The 17,203-nt window shown below is 76.8% G+C and carries 16 protein-coding genes; 10 read left to right on the top strand and 6 right to left on the bottom strand.

Annotation, left to right across the window (positions count from 1 at the left end):
* Positions 1 to 91 precede the first annotated feature (91 nt).
* On the bottom strand, positions 92 to 1,411 hold the full coding sequence (locus QSK52_RS23430; protein ID WP_285738101.1) for a glycosyltransferase family 4 protein: 1,320 nt from the start codon (positions 1,409 to 1,411) through the stop codon (positions 92 to 94).
* Between the two features lie 220 nt (positions 1,412 to 1,631).
* Between QSK52_RS23430 and QSK52_RS23425 the strand changes: the two genes are divergently transcribed.
* The 6 genes from QSK52_RS23425 to QSK52_RS23400 all read left to right on the top strand — a co-directional run bounded on the left by QSK52_RS23425 (position 1,632) and on the right by QSK52_RS23400 (position 8,235).
* Complete coding sequence (locus QSK52_RS23425; RefSeq protein WP_285738100.1) at positions 1,632 to 2,297, top strand: TetR family transcriptional regulator; 666 nt, start codon at positions 1,632 to 1,634, stop codon at positions 2,295 to 2,297.
* Positions 2,298 to 2,536: 239 nt separating this feature from the next.
* Entirely contained in the window at positions 2,537 to 3,919 is a 1,383-nt protein-coding gene (locus QSK52_RS23420) for a prenyltransferase/squalene oxidase repeat-containing protein (protein WP_285738099.1), read from the top strand.
* Positions 3,916 to 4,614, top strand: a complete 699-nt coding sequence (locus QSK52_RS23415) for an SCO2322 family protein (RefSeq protein ID WP_285738098.1) — start codon at positions 3,916 to 3,918, stop codon at positions 4,612 to 4,614. The genes QSK52_RS23420 and QSK52_RS23415 overlap by 4 nt, the downstream gene beginning before the upstream one ends.
* Before the next feature lie 2 nt (positions 4,615 to 4,616).
* Entirely contained in the window at positions 4,617 to 5,777 is a 1,161-nt protein-coding gene (locus QSK52_RS23410; RefSeq protein ID WP_435053332.1) for an energy-coupling factor transporter transmembrane component T, read from the top strand.
* Positions 5,774 to 7,381: an ABC transporter ATP-binding protein gene (locus tag QSK52_RS23405; RefSeq protein ID WP_285738097.1), complete on the top strand. Its 1,608-nt coding sequence runs from the start codon at positions 5,774 to 5,776 to the stop codon at positions 7,379 to 7,381. Before QSK52_RS23410 ends, QSK52_RS23405 begins: the two co-directional genes overlap by 4 nt.
* A complete protein-coding gene (locus QSK52_RS23400; RefSeq protein WP_285738096.1) occupies positions 7,378 to 8,235 on the top strand; it encodes an ECF transporter S component in 858 nt (285 codons plus the stop codon). Before QSK52_RS23405 ends, QSK52_RS23400 begins: the two co-directional genes overlap by 4 nt.
* A gap of 54 nt (positions 8,236 to 8,289) precedes the next feature.
* On the opposite strand, the gene QSK52_RS23395 is transcribed toward QSK52_RS23400, so the two are convergent.
* Together QSK52_RS23395 and QSK52_RS23390 are read right to left on the bottom strand one after the other, a co-directional pair.
* Positions 8,290 to 8,604, bottom strand: coding sequence for an antibiotic biosynthesis monooxygenase family protein (locus QSK52_RS23395; protein WP_285738095.1), 315 nt, complete (start codon positions 8,602 to 8,604; stop codon positions 8,290 to 8,292).
* A gap of 54 nt (positions 8,605 to 8,658) precedes the next feature.
* Positions 8,659 to 9,156 carry a DUF1772 domain-containing protein gene (locus tag QSK52_RS23390; protein WP_285738094.1) on the bottom strand — a complete coding sequence of 166 codons (498 nt, stop codon included), beginning with the start codon at positions 9,154 to 9,156 and terminating at the stop codon, positions 8,659 to 8,661.
* A gap of 142 nt (positions 9,157 to 9,298) precedes the next feature.
* Between QSK52_RS23390 and QSK52_RS23385 the strand changes: the two genes are divergently transcribed.
* A complete protein-coding gene (locus QSK52_RS23385; RefSeq protein ID WP_285738093.1) occupies positions 9,299 to 10,249 on the top strand; it encodes an AraC family transcriptional regulator in 951 nt (316 codons plus the stop codon).
* Positions 10,250 to 10,491: 242 nt separating this feature from the next.
* Positions 10,492 to 12,021 carry a hypothetical protein gene (locus QSK52_RS23380; RefSeq protein WP_285738092.1) on the top strand — a complete coding sequence of 510 codons (1,530 nt, stop codon included), beginning with the start codon at positions 10,492 to 10,494 and terminating at the stop codon, positions 12,019 to 12,021.
* Between the two features lie 68 nt (positions 12,022 to 12,089).
* On the opposite strand, the gene QSK52_RS23375 is transcribed toward QSK52_RS23380, so the two are convergent.
* The 3 genes from QSK52_RS23375 to QSK52_RS23365 all read right to left on the bottom strand — a co-directional run bounded on the left by QSK52_RS23375 (position 12,090) and on the right by QSK52_RS23365 (position 15,330).
* Entirely contained in the window at positions 12,090 to 12,677 is a 588-nt protein-coding gene (locus tag QSK52_RS23375) for a TMEM165/GDT1 family protein (RefSeq protein ID WP_285738091.1), read from the bottom strand.
* Positions 12,678 to 12,896: 219 nt separating this feature from the next.
* The gene (locus QSK52_RS23370) at positions 12,897 to 13,742 is read right to left on the bottom strand and encodes an ABC transporter permease (protein ID WP_285738090.1); all 846 of its coding nucleotides are present in this window, start codon (positions 13,740 to 13,742) and stop codon (positions 12,897 to 12,899) included.
* Positions 13,743 to 13,785: 43 nt separating this feature from the next.
* Positions 13,786 to 15,330, bottom strand: coding sequence for a dolichyl-phosphate-mannose--protein mannosyltransferase (locus QSK52_RS23365; RefSeq protein ID WP_285738089.1), 1,545 nt, complete (start codon positions 15,328 to 15,330; stop codon positions 13,786 to 13,788).
* Positions 15,331 to 15,499: 169 nt separating this feature from the next.
* On the opposite strand from QSK52_RS23365, the gene QSK52_RS23360 reads away from it, so the two are divergent.
* Both QSK52_RS23360 and QSK52_RS23355 read left to right on the top strand, forming a co-directional pair.
* Positions 15,500 to 16,513: a MerR family transcriptional regulator gene (locus QSK52_RS23360; RefSeq protein ID WP_285738088.1), complete on the top strand. Its 1,014-nt coding sequence runs from the start codon at positions 15,500 to 15,502 to the stop codon at positions 16,511 to 16,513.
* Between the two features lie 38 nt (positions 16,514 to 16,551).
* Positions 16,552 to 17,202, top strand: coding sequence for an SMI1/KNR4 family protein (locus QSK52_RS23355; RefSeq protein ID WP_285738087.1), 651 nt, complete (start codon positions 16,552 to 16,554; stop codon positions 17,200 to 17,202).
* The last annotated feature ends 1 nt before the right edge of the window (position 17,203 follow it).

Here is a 17,203-nt window from a genome sequence, read left to right as displayed (position 1 = left end):
TTGACGGTTCGTCACCCGACGAAGTGTCGTCGGCGCGACGCCGACCGGCACGACGCCGGGCGGCGGACGGCGGACGCCGACCGGCGCGGCGTCAGCCGACGTAGCGCCAGCCGGGGCCGGACCGGGCGGCGGCACCGGCGCCGGTGGCGATCGCGGCCCGGTAGCGCTCGACGGTGAGTTCGGCGGCCCGGGCCCAGGTGAACCGGGCCAGCACGCGTTCGCGCCCGGCCGCGCCGAGCCGGGCGCGCAGGTCGGGGTCGTCCAGCAGTCGGCCGAGCGCGGCAGCGAGCGCGCCCGCGTCGCCGGGCGGCACCGCGAGGCAGGTCTCGCCGTCCGGTCCGGCGACCTCGGGGATGGCGCCGCCGGTGGTGGCGACCAGCGGGGTGGCGGTGGCCATCGCCTCGGCGGCGGGCAGCGAGAAGCCCTCGTACAGCGAGGGGACGCAGGCCGCCTCGGCGGAGCGGTACAGGTCGACGAGGTCGGCGTCGCTCAGCCCGGTGCGGAACTCGATGTGCTCCTCCAGGCCGAAGCGGCGCACCGCCTCGGTGACCGGCCCGTCCTCCTTCTGCGGCTTGCCGACCACGACCAGGTGGGCGTCGCGTTCGGTGCGGACCTTGGCGAGCGCCTCGACCAGGTGCACCAGGCCCTTGAGCGGGACGTCGGCGCTGGAGGTGGTGACGATCCGGCCGGGGACGCGGGCGACGGCGGCGGAGGGCGACCACAGGTCGGTGTCGGCGCCGACCGGGACGACCGAGACGGCGCCGGGCGCGGTGCCGAGGTGTTCGGCGATCTCGGCCTTCGAGCTCTCCGAGACGGTGAGGACGTGCTCCAGCCGGGCGGCGACCCGGCGCTGCATCCGGGTGAAGGCGTACCAGCGGCGCTTGCCGAGCCGCTCCAGCCGGGTGCGGGCCGCGTCGATCTCCAACTGCCGGTCCACGGTGACGGGGTGGTGGACGGTGGTGACCAGCGGGAAGCCGTGCCGGGCCAGGCCGAGCAGGCCGTAGCCGAGGGTCTGGTTGTCGTGGACGACGTCGTAGCGGCCCTTGTGCCGGGCCAGGTGGGCCCGGGCGCGCAGCGAGAAGGTCAGCGGTTCGGGGAAGCCGCCGGTGCGCATCACCGCGTACTCCAGCAGGTCCACCGGGCCGCGGAACTCGGCGGCGGCGGGGGTGCGGAACGGGTCGTCGGCGCGGTACAGGTCGAGCCCGGGCAGTTCGACCAGGCGGACGGTGCCGGGGCCGTCGACCTGGTCGAGCACCGGGTACGGCTGGGCGCCGATCACGTCGACGTGGTGGCCGAGCCGGGCCAGTTCGCGCGACAGGTGGCGCACGTACACGCCCTGACCACCGCAGAACGGGTCGCCGCGGTACGACAGCAGGGCGATCCGCAGCGGCGGCGGCGACACAGCGGTCATCCCCAGTCCCCTTCCTCGCTACTCACCGGGACCGGCGACGGAGGCGGCCGCCGACCGGTAAAGTAGATCACGTTTCACAGTGGTGCGGGCTCGTCGTTGGAGAAAGTGAACAACGAGGGACCTCGAAGATTACCGGCCCGTAGCTTGTCGTCAGGAGCCGCGGCGGGTGATTCGCACCACGCCGTGCCCGCCTCCCCGCGACCTCGTTCCTGGAGCGCCCGTGACCGCCACCGCCGCCGACGGGCCGCTGACGCCGCGCCAGGCCGAGCGCCGCCGGGGCATCCTGCGCTCGGCCACCGCGCTGGCCGAGCGGGGCGGCTACGAGGCGGTGCAGATGCGCGAGGTGGCGGAGGGCGCGCAGGTCGCGCTCGGCACCCTGTACCGGTACTTCCCGTCCAAGGTGCACCTGCTGGTCGCGGTGATGCGCGAGCAGTTGGAACGCCTGCACGAGCAGGTGCGACGCCACCCCCCGGCCGGGCCGGACCCGGCGGCCCGGGTCGCCGAGGCGCTCACCGCCGCCTTCCGCGCCATGCAGCGCGAACCCCGGCTGGCGGAGGCCATGGTGCGGGCGCTGTCCTTCGCGGACCGCTCGGTGGGCTCCGAGGTCGACGAGGTCGCCCAGGCCACCGGCGCCATCGTGCTGACCGCCGCCCGGCTGCCCGGGCCGCCCACCGCCGAGCAGCAGGCGGCCCTGCGGGTGGTCGGCCACACCTGGCACGCCACCCTGCTGGCGTGGCTGTCCGGCCGGGCCTCGCTGGCCGAGGTCCGGGCCGACCTGCACACCGCCGCCCGGCTGCTGGAGCCCGTCGCCGCGGTCCCCGCCGCCCGGCCGGAACTGCAACCCGTTCCACCACCTGCCGCCGGGGTGTCCGGGGCCGAGGGCTAGAGTCTTGGGGTCGCGGCCCGGCCCGCCGGACCGCGCGACAACTCCACATCCGCCTCCGAGGCCGGGGGAAGCCGGTGCGATTCCGGCGCTGACCCGCAACCGTGAGCCGCCCCCGCGGGGCGCGGCGCAGTCGGACTGCCCGGCCGGAGGCGAGCGGCCCTCATCCGTCGTGGGTCTACGGGCGAAACCGGGGTGTGCCCCGGCCCGCTGCGACCGCTCACCGAAAGGCTTCCCCCCTCATGCCGACCGCTGCCCGCCTGGGCGCCGCCGCGCTCGCCGGCGCCCTGCTCGCCGGTGCCGCCGCCGCGCCCGCGCTCGCCGACACCGCCTCCCCCGCCCCGTCCACGGCCTCCGCCGCGTCCTCCGCCACCCCCTCCTCGGGCGTGCCCGCCGGGCTGTACGGCAAGGGCGACCCGCAGTACGACGGGGTGTGGCGGCAGTCGCTGGCCCTGATCGCGCTCCGGCAGGAGCAGGTCGAGCCCGCCGAGGCCGCCGTGCAGTGGCTGCTCGGCCAGCAGTGCGAGGACGGCGGCTGGCCGTCCTACCGGGCCGAGGGCACCCCGTGCACCCCCGCCACCGAGGACACCAACGCCACCTCGATGGCCGTCCAGGCGCTCACCGCGCTCGGCGGCCACCAGCAGCCCGTGACCCGCGCCACCGACTGGCTGCGCGCCCACCAGAACCCGGACGGCAGCTGGGCGTACAACCCGGGCGCGCCCGGCGACGCCAACTCCACCGCGGTCGTCCTCAACGGCCTGCTCGCGGCCGGCCTCGACCCGGCCCAGGTCGCCGTCGGCGGCCACAGCGGCTGGGACGGCCTGGCCTCCTTCCAGCTCGGCTGCGCCACCGCCGCCGACCAGCGCGGCGCCTTCCTCTACCAGCCCGCCGCGGGCGTCCCCGCCGCCGCCGACACCATCGCCTCCGCGCAGGCCCTGCTGGCCGCCGCGGGCGGCCACCTGCCGGTCACCACCACCGACCGCAGGGACGCCCCGCCGAAGGCCCTCGCCTGCGACGGCGGCCAGGCCGCGGGGCCGGTCGCCCACGCCGACTCCGCCGAGGCCGACGCCGCCTGGCTCACCGCCCGCCTCGCCGCCGACGGCCAGCGCCTGCTCGCCAAGACCCCCGGCTCGGACACCGCCGCCCCCGCGTACGACTCCACCGCCTGGACCGTCCTCGGCCTGGTCGCCGCCGGGCACTCCGCCGAGGCCGCCAGCGCCGCCGACTGGCTCGCCGGGAACGCCTTCCCCTGGGCCGCCCAGGGCAAGGACGGCACCAACCCGGCCGCCACCGCCACCCTGGTGCTCACCGCCCGCGCCGCCAAGCTCGACCCGTACAACTTCGGCGGCGCCAACCTGGTCCAGCTGCTGATCGCCTCCGGGCCCGCGCCGAAGTCCGCCCCCGCGGTCGGTGACCCGCAGGCCACCCGCGCCCCCGGCTCGGCGATCACCGAACCCGACGAGAACAGCGGCTTCTCGGCCGGCTGGCTGATCGGCGTCGGCCTCCTGGTCGGTGTCGGCGCGGGCCTGCTGCTCAGCCTCAACCGCCGCCGCCACAAGCCGGCCTCCCCCGCCGACGCGCCCGCGGACGGCACCTCCGGCGACCGGCCGGAGCAGGACCGATGACCGGCCGGGCCCCTCGCGCCCGTCTCCTCCTGCCCGCCCCCCGCGTCCGTCTCCTCCTCACCCTCCTCGCCGCCTGCACCGTGCTCCTCGGCCCGGCGGCCGGAGCCTCCTCGGCGGCCGAGTACCGGTACTGGTCGTTCTGGAAGGGCGGCGCGGACGGCTGGGCCTACCAGCAGGTCGGCCCGGCCGGGAACGTCCCGGCGGACGGGGCGGTGGACGGCTGGCGTTTCGCGCTGAGCCCGGACGGCGGCCAGGACGCCCCGCGGCCCGGCCCGGCCCCCGACTTCGCGGCGGTCTGCGCGGACACCGCGCCCGGCGGCGGCCACAAGCGGGTCGCCGTGGTGCTGGACTTCGGCACCGCGCAGGACGCCCCGGGCGGCGAACAGCCGCCCGCGGTCCGCTCGGTGTGCGCCTCGGTGCCGACCGCGGCGAACTCCGCCGAGGTGCTGGCCGCGGTCGCCGCGCCGCTGCGCTACGACTCCGGCGCGATGCTGTGCGCCATCTCGGGCTACCCGCACGCGGGTTGCGGCGAGCAGGTCGCGGCAGGCGCGAACGCCGGTTCCACCGGCGGAAGTTCGGGTGGCAGCACCTCCAACAGCGGCCCGTCCCTGGGCCTTTACGCCGGTGTCGGCGCGGTGGTCCTGCTGGGCGCCGGAGCCGTCTGGCAGGCCCGTCGCCGCCGCACCACCCGCTGACCGTGTCCGTCCACCGCCTGCTCCGCGCAGCCCCCGCCCCCGCCGACTCCACTCTCCCGCACGCCCGTTCGGCCGCCGCGCACAGCCGGGCGCTGGCCCGGCAGCTGCACCCGGGGGCGTGGTGGCTGTGGTCACTGGGCCTGGCCGCGGCGGCCAGCCGGACCACCAACCCGCTGCTCCTGCTGCTGATCCTGGCGGTGGCGGGCTACGTGGTCGCGGCCCGCCGCGGCGACGCCCCGTGGTCGCGCTCCTACGCGGCGTTCCTGCGGCTGGGCCTGCTGGTGCTGGCCGCCCGGATGGTGTTCGCCGTACTGCTGGGCTCCCCGGTCGGCGGCACCCACGTGCTGTTCACGCTGCCCCAGGTCCCGCTGCCCGCGTGGGCGCAGGGCGTGCGGCTGGGCGGTTCGGTGACCCTGGAGGGGGTGCTGTTCGCGCTGTACGAGGGGCTGCGGCTGGCGGTCCTGCTGGCGTGCGTGGGGGCGGCCAACGCGCTGGCCTCGCCGTCGCGGCTGCTGCGCTCGCTGCCCGGGGCGCTGTACGAGGCGGGCGTGGCGGCGGTGGTGGCGATGACCTTCGCGCCGAACCTGGTGGCGGACGTCCGGCGGCTGCGCGCGGCCCGGCGGCTGCGCGGGCGCTCGGACCGGGGGGTGCGGGCGGTGCTGTCGGTCGGACTGCCGGTGCTGGAGGGCGCGTTGGAGCGTTCGGTGGCGCTGGCCGCGGCGATGGACACCCGCGGCTTCGGCCGCACCGCCGCCGTCCCGCGCCGACTGGTGCGCACCGCGGGGGCGTTGACCCTCGCGGGACTGCTGGCGGTGTGCTCGGCGACGTACGGGCTGCTCACCCCGGGCGCCCACCCGTGGGCGCTGCCGGTGCTGCTGGCGGGGGCCGGTGCGGCCGCCGCGGGCCTGGTGCTGGGCGGCCGCCGCACCGTGCGGACCCGCTACCGGCCGGACCCGTGGGCACTGCCGGAGTGGCTGACGGCCGCCTCGGGGACGCTGGTGGCGGCCGTGCTGATCTGGTACGCGGGCCGCTGGCCCGGGGCACTGGCCCCGAGCGTCGTCCCGCCGACCGCGCCGTCCCTGCCGCTGCTGCCCGCGCTGGCCGCCCTGGTCGGCCTGCTGCCCGCCTTCGTCACCCCCGAGCCGCCCCGGAGCACCCGGTGATCACTTTCGAGCAGGTCGGCGTGCAGTACGCCGACGCTTCCGCCCCGGCCCTGTCGGGTGTCGAACTGACGGTCCCCGAGGGCGAGTTGTGCCTGCTGGTCGGCCCGTCCGGCTCCGGCAAGTCGACGCTGCTGGGCACCGTCTGCGGGCTGGTCCCGCACTTCACCGGCGGCACCCTGACCGGCCGGGTCACGGTCGCCGGGCGGGACACCCGCACCCACCGGCCGCGCGACCTCGCGGACGTGGTCGGCACCGTCGGACAGGACCCGGCGGCGCACTTCGTCACCGACACCGTCGAGGAGGAACTCGCCTACGGCATGGAGTCGATGGGCCTGGCCCCGGCCGTGATGCGCCGCCGGGTCGAGGAGACGCTCGACCTGCTGGGCCTGGCCGAGCTGCGCGGCCGGGCACTGTCCTCGCTGTCCGGCGGGCAGCGCCAGCGGGTGGCGATCGGCTCGGTGCTGACCGTCCACCCGAAGGTGCTGGTGCTGGACGAGCCGACCTCGGCGCTCGACCCGGGCGCCGCCGAGGAGGTGCTGGCCGTGCTGCAGCGCCTGGTGCACGACCTGGGCACCACCGTGCTGCTGTCCGAGCACCGGCTGGAGCGGGTCGTCCAGTACGCCGACCGGGTGCTGCTGCTGCCCGGCCCGGGCGAGCCGCCGGTGCTCGGCGACCCGGCCGCGCTGATGGCCCGCTCGCCCGTCCGGCCGCCGGTGGTCGACCTGGGGCTGCTGGCGGGCTGGACGCCGCTGCCGCTCACCGTCCGCGACGCCCGCCGCCGCGCGGCCCCGCTGCGCGCACAACTCCCGCCGCCCGCGCCGCAGTCGGCGCCCGCACCGGCCGAACCGGTCGCCACCGCGAGCCGCCTGGTGGTCTCCCGGGGGCGCGTCCCGGCGCTGCGCGGCGTCGAACTCGCCCTCGTCCCGGGGCAGATCACCGCGCTGATGGGGCGCAACGGCGCCGGGAAGTCCACCCTGCTCGGCACCCTGGTCGGCCTGCACGCCCCCGACTCCGGCACCGTCCGGGTCAACGGCCTCGTCCCGCACAGGTCCCGCCCCAAGGACCTGATCCGCTCCGTCGGTCTCGTCCCGCAGGACCCGCGCGACCTGCTGTACGCCGAGACCGTCGCCGAGGAGTGCGCCGCCGCCGACCGGGACGCCGACGCCGAACCCGGCACCTGCCGCGCCCTGTTGGCCGCCCTGCTGCCCGACGTCGCCGACGACCGGCACCCCCGCGACCTCTCCGAGGGCCAGCGCCTCACCCTCGCCCTCGCCGTCGTCCTGACCGCCCGCCCGCCCGTCCTGCTGCTGGACGAGCCCACCCGCGGCCTCGACTACGCCGCCAAGGCCCGCCTGGTCACCGTCCTGCGCGCCCTCGCCGCCGACGGCCACGCCGTCCTGCTGGCCACCCACGACGTCGAACTCGCCGCCGAACTCGCCCACCGCACCGCCGTGCTGGCCGAGGGCGAGATCGTCGCCGACGGCCCCACCCCCGAGGTCGTCCTCGCCTCCCCGACCTTCGCCCCGCAGACCGCCAAGATCCTCCCGCCCTACCTGACCGTCCCCGAGGTCGCCGCCGCCCTCGACGCGGAGCCGCCCCGATGACCCGCCCCTCCCCTCCCCCGCCCTCACCGTCCTGCCCGTCCTCCCCTCCCGCCCTCGACCGCCCCGTCCCGCTCGGCCGCCGCTCCGCCCTGCTGCTCGCCCTGGTCTCCGCGATCGGCGCCGCCGCCTTCGGCTGGCCGCTGCTCGCCGCCCGCAGCTCCGACCTGGTCGGCCACTCCGCCGACGCGCCCTGGCTGTTCGCCCTGCTGATGCCGCTGCTGCTGGCCGTCGCGGTCGCCCAGCTCTCCGAGAACCGCGACGCCACCGGCGCGCCCGGCCTCGACGCCAAGGCCGTCGCCATGCTCGGCGTCCTCGCCGCGGCCGGTGCCGCCCTGCGCCCGCTCGGCGGTGGCACCGCGGGCCTGGAGCCGATGTTCTTCCTGATGGTCCTCGCCGGTCGCGCCCTGGGCCCCGGCTTCGGCTTCGTCCTGGGCGCGCTCGCCATGTTCGCCTCCGGCCTGCTCACCGGCGGCGTCGGCCCCTGGCTGCCGTTCCAGATGCTCACCATGGGCTGGGTCTGCCTCGGCGCGGGCCTCCTCCCGGGCGCCGCCCGCCTGCGCGGCCGCGCCGAACTGCTCCTCCTCGCCGCCTACGGCGTCCTCGCCTCCGTCGGCTACGGCACCGTCATGAACCTCCAGGGCTGGCCCTACATCGGCGGCCTCGGCCTGTCGATCTCCTTCGTCCCCGGCGACCCGCTCCCCGCCAACCTCACCCGCTTCGTCCTCTACTGCCTCACCACCTCGCTCGGCTGGGACCTCTCCCGCGCCGTCCTCACCGCCGTCCTCTGCCTCACCGTCGGCGGCGCCCTGCTGCGCACCCTGCGCCGCGCCACCCGCCGCGCCGCCTTCCGCTGAAACGGGAGCGGGACCGGCCTCCCCGCGACCGGTCCCGCTCCCCCGCGCCCTCCGCTACGCCTTCGGGCCCGCCTGCTGCACCACCTCGAACGACCACACCTGCGACCCGCTCGCCGCCGGCCGCGGCCGCTCGCCCCCGCCCTGGTGCGCCTCCTTCATCGGCCCCTCCATCCACGCCCGGAACGACTCCTCGTCCCGCCACCGCGTGTACACCAGGTACTGGTCCGTCCCCTCCACCGGCCGCAGCAGCTCGAACCACTCGAACCCGTCCGACCCCTCCACCGCCCCGGCCCGCGAGGCGAACCGCTGCTCCAGCACCTCCCGCTGCTCCGCGGGAACCGTCAGCACGTTGATCTTCACTACGCTCATGCCCCCATCCTCCCCCACCTCACGCCCGCCGCCCCGGACCCCGGCCGCCCGGGGTCAGGCGGTGCGGCCGGAGAGGGCGAGGGCCCAGGTGAGGCAGCCGAAGGCGGCGGTGGAGGCGAGGGCGCGGACGAGGTTCCAGCGGACCCAGACCTCCTCGAAGGCGGCGCGGACGGCGGCCGGGTCGGTGAGGGAGTCGGGGGAGCCCGCGGCGGCGAGCCGGTCGTTGAGCGGGACGTTGACCGCCCCGGTGACGACCAGCACCACGAGGTGGAGGACCGCGGCGGCGGCGATCCACAGCAGGACGGTGCGGTCGCCGCCGCGCCACCGGAGCAGGCCCGCGGCGACGGTCAGCACCAGCGCGCCGAGGAAGCTGAGCATGAACCAGCCGTTCAGGATGGCCGTGTTGATGCGCTGCATGGTGTCGACGAACGCCCGGTCGCCGACCTGCGCCAGGCCCGGCATCACCGAGCAGGCGTAGGAGTAGAAGAGTCCGGCGCCGAGCCCGGTCAGCAGGACCGCGCCGACCAGCGTCACCGTACGGAGAACTGCCATGGCGGGAACCCCCGTTCGTGTCGTCATGACCTCCAGTCAATCCGTCCGCCGGGCCAGGATCCATGGCCCGGGCGCTCGTTGGCATGCGCGAGCGTCCACCGCCCGGCCCGCTCCCGCGCCCCGGCCGTCTACCCTGGCGGGCATGGACGCGCTCACCGCCCTGCTGACCGGTCCGCGGGCCCGCGGGGCGTTCCTGCTGCGGTCGGTGTTCGACCCGCCGTGGTCGCTGCGGATCGAGGACCGGGCGCCGCTGACGGTGCTGACCACGGTGCGCGGCAGCGGCTGGGTCGTCCCGGACGGCGCGGAGCCGGTGCCGCTGCACCCCGGCGACCTGGTGATCGTCCGCGGCCCCGAGCCGTACACGGTGGCGGACCCGCCGCGGACCCCGCCGCAGGTGGTGGTCCACCCCGGGCAGGTGTCCACCACCGTCGACGGCGAGCGGATGTGCGAGACGCTCGACCAGGGCGTCCGGACCTGGGGCACCGGCCCGGACGCGGCGACGGTGCTGCTCAGCGGCACGTACCAGTTGCACGGCGAGGTCAGCGGACGGCTGCTGCGGGCCCTGCCGCCGGTGCTGCGCCTGGACGCCGCGGAGTGGGGCTCGCCGCTGGTGGCGCTGCTGGAGGCGGAGATCGGCCGGGACGAGCCGGGCCAGGACGCGGTGCTGGACCGGCTGCTGGACCTGCTGCTGATCTCCGCCCTGCGCTGCTGGTTCGCCCGCGCCGCCGACCGGGCCCCGGCCTGGTACCGGGCCCACTCCGACCCGCTGGTGGGCCGCGCCCTGGGCCTGCTGCACGCCGACCCGGCCCGCGCCTGGACGGTGCACGAGCTGGCCGCCGAGTGCGGGGCCTCCCGGGCCGCCCTGGCCCGGCGCTTCACCGAACTGGTCGGCGCTCCCCCGATGGCGTACCTCACCGACTGGCGCCTCGCCCGCGCCGCCGACCTGCTCGCCGAACCCGACGCCACCCTGGCCGCGGTCGCCCGCCGGGTCGGCTACGGCAGCGGCTTCGCCCTGAGCGCCGCGTTCAAACGGGTCCGGGGCGTCAGCCCGCAGCAGTACCGCGAGCGGGCCGGAGCAGCGACGGACGCCTGAGGTCCGACCGCGGCGACCCGCCCGCAGCCCGGCACCCGAACACGGCGAACGGCCCCGACGCGGCGGGAACGGCCCCGGCTCGGCGGGAACCCCCGCGGTCGCGCCCCCGACCACGGCCGGAAAACCGCCGAAACTCCGGCATACCGGGCGGGAAGCGGGCCCGGCCCAGGGCGTCCCTGTTGCCCCGGGGCGTGCTCCTGCATAATCACCCCGTTCGATTCCGACCCGAGGAGGACCGGCCCATGCCGGCAGAGCGCTGCCCCCGCTGCGGCACCGCACGCACGGCCGGTAGCTGCGCGTGCAACGCCGCCTCCCCGGTCGAGGACACCGCGGTCCTGCCCCACCTGGAGGGCCCGCCGCTGGTCCGCCCGTACGTGGCCGGGGCCTCCGTGGTGGAGCCCGGCGACCCGGCGGCCGACCCGTTCGCCACCCGGGTCGGCCCGCCGCCGGTGCAGCCGGTCGCCCCGCCGCCCGTCGCGCCGGCCCCCGCCGCCGCTCCCCCGGTCGCCGTGCCGACCACCGCCCCGCAGCCGCCCGCGGTGCAGCCGATCACCGGCCCGCCCGGCGCCGCCGGTCCGCCGCCGCCGGGCCGGCCCCCGCACGTCCCGCAGGCCGCCAGCCCGTTCGGACCGCCGCCGGACGTCCCGCCGCAGCCCGCCGCCCCGGCCCAGGCGCACCCGGACACCGCCGCGACCCAACTGCTGCCGCCCGTCCCCCCGCAGGACCTCCCGCCGCAGGGCGCCCCGGGCCGTTTCGTGCCGATCCCGCCCCCGGACCGGCCCTCGGACCAGCCCCCGGCCCAGGCGCCCGCCGAGCAGACGATGCCGCTGACCCTGGGCCCGGTCGTGGCACCGCCGCCGCCCTCCCCGATCGCGGCCTCGTACCCGCCCGTCACCGCGGCTCCGTCCGGAGCGGGGGAGGCCGAGGACGCGACCCAGCTGATCGACCTCGACGGCTACGACCGGGCCCGGGCCACCGCGTCCGACCACCAGCACGCCCCGCAGCCCGCGCAACCCCCGCAGTCCCCGCCCGAGGACGAGGACGGGCGGTGGCCCGCGGCGCCCGGCGCCGACCTCGGCATGTTCACCTTCCGCGAGGACGACGCGGACGGCCCGGTCAGCCGGGCCGACCGGCGCGAGCGGCGCCGGCAGAGCGCCGACCGCCGTCGGCTGGTGATCGCGGGCGGTGCGGTCGGCGTGACCGCACTGGGCGCGAGCCTGGCGATGCTGCTGGCGTCCTCGCCGTCGCCGGTCGACCACGCGCTGCCCGCGCCGACCGGCCCGGCGGTGTCCTCCCCGGCCGAGGTGTCGCCGGAGCCGACCGGCCCGGCCCCGACCGCCGTCTCCTCCGCCCCGACCGCGGAGCCGAGCGCGTCGCCGTCCCGCACCACGGCCCGCCCGACCCAGGCGGTGACCACCAGGGCCGCAGCTCCCCCGAGCAACGAGGCCCCGGCCGCGCCGAGCAGCCCGGCCGCCCCGTCCAGCACCCCGCCGCCGACCGGCAAGGTGCTGAAGTTCGGGGACACCGGCCCGGAGGTGACGCAGATGCAGCAGGCGCTGATGGCCTACCGGTGCAACCGGATCGGACCGCTGACCATCGACCGCACCCGCAACGGCCAACTGGGCTTCGGCGACTGGACGCGCCAGGTCCTGCAGGGCGTCCAGCAGGACCTGTTCGGCAACGGCAAGCCGCGGCAGCAGTACCAGGACGGCGTCTACGACGCGGCCACCCAGGCCGCGCTGGCCCGGACGCCGCAGGGTCCGGACTGCTGAAACCCCGGCCCCGCCGACCGGTTCCGCCGATCGGTTCCGCCGATCGGTGGGCGGCCGGTGGGCGACCGTCAGCCGGTGACCGCCTTGAACAGGCTCCACCCCGCCAGCACGATCATCGCCAGCGCGGCGACCCGCACGATGACCTTCATCGGCACGTGCCGCAGCAGCTTCTGCCCGCCGACGATCGCGAGGCCGCCGACCGCGCACAGCGCCAGCCAGGCACCGAGGCCGACGGCCAGCGGGTCGTCGTACTTGGCGGCGAGGTTGGCGGTCATGATCTGGGTGAGGTCGCCGAACTCGGCGACCGCGACGATGGCGAAGCTGGTCCCGGCGACCTTCCAGAAGGAGTGGTTCGCGGGCTCCCGGCCCTCGGCGCCGTCGTCCTCCTCCTCCTTGTGCCACAGCAGCATGGCCGCGCCGCCCAGGAAGAGCAGCCCGGTGATGCCCTCGACCCAGCGCTGCGGCAGCAGGGCGAGCAGGCTGCCCGCGACCAGGGCGAGGCCGACCTGGAGGGCGAACGCGGCGGCGATGCCCGCGAAGACGTAGCCCGCGCGGTACTTGGTGCCGAGGACCAGGCTGGCCAGGGCGGTCTTGTCCGGGAGTTCGGCGAGGAAGACGATGCCGAACGTCAGCGCGGCGATGGTCAGGCTGTTCATCGGTGGTGGGGTCTCTCCGTCTCGGGGCCACCGACCCCGGAGCCACCCGCAGCAGGGGACGCCTCGGCCCGGCAGCACTGGTTCATGGTCACAGCACTGCGGCCGAAGGTCTCGCCGACACCCCGCAGGGTGCCCCGGGCGCCGGGCCGTCCCGCGAGGGGCCGGCCAGCATGTCGACGGTCCGGTGGAGGGCTACTCCCCTTCAACAACGCGCAGAGCCTACCGGACGCCGGGAGCGGCCCCCACCAGCCCCCGCCCGACCAGTTCCAGCACCGCCGTCACCGCGACCGCCTCCACCGCGAGCAGCGCCACCAGCACGAACAGCTGCACCGCCCCGGCCTGGACGGGCGTCGCCCCGCCGAGCAGCATGCCGACGAACGCGCCGGGCAGGGTGACCAGGCCGACGGTGCGGGTCTGGTCGAGGGCGGGGACGAGCGAGGTCGCGGCGGCGGTGCGGCAGATCTCCAGCCGGGCGTCGCGCTCCTCGAAGCCCAGCGCCAGCGCGGCCTCCACCTCGCCGTGCCGCAGCCGCAGTTCGTCCAGCGCGCGGCGCCCGGCCAGCGAGGTCGCGGTGAGCGCCCCGCCGATCAGGATCCCGGCGACCGGGATGACGGTGATGCCCTTGGCGGGCAGCAGCCCGGTCGCGGCGAGCAGCAGCAGGACGGGCAGCACCCCGGCGGCGATCGGCACCGCCGCCCACGCCCACTCCCACCTCCCCGCGGAACCCCGCCCCGCGGAGCCGCTCCCCCGCCCCTCGCCGATCCGGCCCTCGCCGATCCGTCCCTCGCCGATCCGCCGCCCGGCGGTCCGCACCGCGACGGCGAACATCAGCAGCACGAACAGCGCGGACGTCCACAGCGAGCGCACCACCCAGGCGATCACCAGCGCGACCAGGGCCAGTTGGACGGCCGCCCGCAGCCCGGCGCGCAGCACCGCCCGCCCGTGCCCGAGGCCGCCGCGTCCGGCGACCAGCGCGGCGACGGCGAGCAGCAGCGCGCAGGCGACGCCCAGCGCCGGGGTGACCGGCAGCAGTGGGGCGCCGCCCGCGGCGAGGGAACGGCTCATCGCGGCCTCGGACCCGACGCCGTTCCCCGGTCCGACCGCGGCCTCAGATCCAACTGACGAACCACATCCGGGCGTGCCAGTCCGACATCGGGATCACCTCCGCGGTGTACAGCGGGAGGAAGAACGCGAAGCACCCCATGACCGCGAGCACGACCAGCCCGGCCCCGGCCGCGCCCCAGCGCCGCCGGGCCGGTGTGCTGCCGGCCGGGCCGAGCATCGCGCCGAGCATCTGGGCGACGGCCAGGCACAGGAACGGCACCAGCACGACCATGTAGAAGGAGAAGACGGTGCGCTGCTGGTACTGGAACCAGGGCAGGTACACCGCGGCGACCGCGGCGAGGATCGCGCCGGAGCGCCAGTCCCGCCGGAAGAACCAGCGGTAGAGCGCGTACGCCAGCGCGAAGCAGGCGGCCCACCACAGGAAGGGGGTGCCGAGCGCGAGGATCTGGCTGGCACAGCCGTCGGGCGCGGTGCAGCCCTTCTCGCCGGTCTTCAGCTGCTCCCAGTACATGGAGACCGGGCGGCCCTGGACCAGCCAGCTCCACGGGTTGGACTGGTAGGTGTGCGGGGAGGTCAGGGTGGTGTTGAAGTGCCAGATCTCGGAGTGGTAGTGCCACAGGCTGCGCAGCGGCGCGGGCACCCAGCCGAAGGCCCCGGAGCGCCCGTCCGCCCAGTGCCGGTCGTAGCCGCCGTCGGTGGCCAGCCAGCCGCTCCAGGACAGCAGGTAGGCGGCCAGCGCGGCGACGGGCATCGACAGCGCGGCGGGCCACAGGTCGCGCCGGAGCATCGAGCGCCAGGGCCGGCGGGCACCGGCGGCGCGGCGTCCGGCCTGGTCCCAGAGCAGGACGAGGACGGTGAACACGGCGAGCACGGGCGCGCCGGTCCACTTGACGGCGCAGGCGGCGCCGAGCAGGACGCCCGCGGCGAGCCGCCAGGGGCGCAGGCCGAGGCGGACCTCGTCGGCGGCCCGGCCGCCCTCGGCGCGGGCGGCGCGCAGCAGGTCGCGGGTGCGGTCGCGGTCGACGAGCAGGGCGCCGAAGGCGGCGAGCACCAGGAAGGCGGAGACGCCGTCGAGCAGGCCGACCCGGCTCATCACGAACTGCAGGCCGTCGACGGCCAGCAGCAGTCCGGCGACGCAGCCGATCAGGGTGGAGCGGAACAGGCGGCGGCCGATCCGGGCGACCATCAGCACGCTGAGGGTGCCGAGCACGGCGACGGCGATCCGCCAGCCGAAGGGGTGCAGGCCCCAGAAGTGGGTGCCGAGGCCGATGACCCACTTGCCGAGCGGCGGGTGGGCGATGAACGCGGCGGCGTGGCTGAGCGGGACGACCTGCGGGTCGCCGAGGATCAGCTGGTTGGCGTTGTCCGGCCAGGCGGACTCGTAGCCCTGCTGCCACAGGGACCAGGCGTCCTTGGGGTAGTACGTCTCGTCGAAGACGAAGGCGTGCGGGTACCCGAGGTTCCACAGCCGCAGCACCCCGGCGAGGACGGCCACCGCCAGCGGGCCCCACCACCGGTACCTGTCCTTCGCCGGTGCGGCGTGCACCGTCTCCCGCTCCTGCCGCCGCTCCGCTACCGCCAGCGCCATGCCCTCCCCGTTCGACCGCAGTTGACGACTTGTCCGCAATGTCCGCATCCTAGCCTGCACCCGCGGGCGCCCGCGGGTGCCGGTGCAGGGCGCCCGGAGCATTCTCCCCCGCGCGCCCTCCCCCGTTACGGTTGACCCTCGACCAGGTCGAGGGACCAGGGTCAACCCCGTGGAGAGCACCATGCGCAGCATCGGCGAGATGGCCCGGGCCAGCGGCCTGAGCCCCGGCACCCTGCGGTTCTACGACGGCGCGGGCGTCTTCGTCCCGGCCGAGGTGGACCGGCACACCGGGTACCGCTGGTACGCGGACGAGCAGCTGCCGGACGCCCGGCTGCTGGCCCGGCTGCGCCGGGTCGGGATGCCGCTGGCCGGGATCAGCCGGGTGCTGACCGGCTCCCCGGCCGAGGCCCGGGCCGAGCTGGACGCGCACCTGCGCCGCCTGGAGGACGGTCTGACCGACGCCCGCCGGGAGCTCTCCACGGTCCGCGCCCTGCTCGACTCACGGGAGTTCCCCATGCCGCCCACCCGCCTGACCGTCCCCGCCCCCGCGCTGGCCGCCGCCCTGGACGCGGTGCGCTTCGCCGCCCCGGCGGACGCCGCGCTGCCCGCCGTCGCCGGGATCTTCCTGGACGCGGAGGACGGCGCCCTGCACCTGGTCGCCACCGACCGCTACCGCCTGGCGGTCGCCGACTGCCCGGCCGCCCTGGACGGCCCGCCCGTCTCCGCCCTGCTGCCGACCGCCCTCGCGGACGCCGCCCGGGCCCTGCTCGGCGACGCCGAGGAGGCCGAACTCATCGTCGACGGGAACCGGTTCACCATCCGCGCGGCCGGTCGCGCCCTCTCCGGCGAACGCGTCGAGGCGGACTTCCCGGACTACCGCCGCCTGCTGCGCCTGGAGCCCACCCACCGCATCACGCTGACCGCCGCCCAGCTGCGCGCCCTGCCCGAGGACACCGGCGCCGACACCCCCACCGCCACCCTGACCGCCACCCCGGCCGACGCCCTCCCCGACGCCCCCGCCCCCACCGACCTGCTGGTCCACGTCAACCGCGACTTCCTCCTCGAGGCCGCCGGCAGCGCCGAACAGCTCGTCCTCGAACTCGGCGGCCCGATCGGCCCGCTGGCCATCCGCTTCCCCGCCCGCACGGACACCTTCTCCCTGCTGATGCCGATCGCCCGTTGACCGGACGCGGGCGCGGACGGCCGGGTACGGTCGGCGCCATGACCGCCGTCGACTGGCCCGCCGTCCGCACCCGCGTGCTCGCCCTGCTGGAACGCGACCCCGAACAGGGCCCCACCGCACCGCCGTTGTCCGCGCAGCAGGTCGCCGAGGCGGAGGCCGACCTCGGCGCCCCCTTCCCGCCCGACTACCGCGACTACCTGCTGCACGTCAGCGCGGGCGGCTGGTTCCTCGACGAACTCCACCGCACCGAACACGGCTGGGGCTGGGGGGACAACCAACGGGGAGACCTGACCCGGCCGTTCCCCGGCCCCTCGAACGAGCCCGACCCCGACGCCGCGCCTCCGCCGGGCGGGTGGATGGCCTGGGAATGGGCCCGGATCGCGGGCCTGGCGCTCATCGCCGAGCGCGGCTGCGGGACGGCCGTGGGCCTGGCGTTCACCGGCCCGTGGCGCGGGACGGTGTGGATGGACAACCGCCCCGCCTGCGACGAGATCCACCCGTTGCTCACCGCGAACGACCGCGAGGCGACCTTCACCGAGTGGCTGCTCGACTGGCTCGCCCACATGGAGGAACTCGCCGGAGCCACCCCCGAGCAGCGCGGCCGGATCGCCTACTGCTGGCACATGGGCGTGGAGACCCCGATCGACTGGTGCCCCTCCCCGAGCCTGCGGGGCCCCCGCAAGCACTGAG

Source organism: Kitasatospora phosalacinea (genome assembly GCF_030268885.1).
GTDB classification, from domain to species: Bacteria; Actinomycetota; Actinomycetes; order Streptomycetales; family Streptomycetaceae; genus Kitasatospora; species Kitasatospora phosalacinea_C.
The sequence above is the reverse complement of the archived record's forward strand: the minus strand, read 5'-3'. Positions and strand labels throughout refer to the sequence as shown.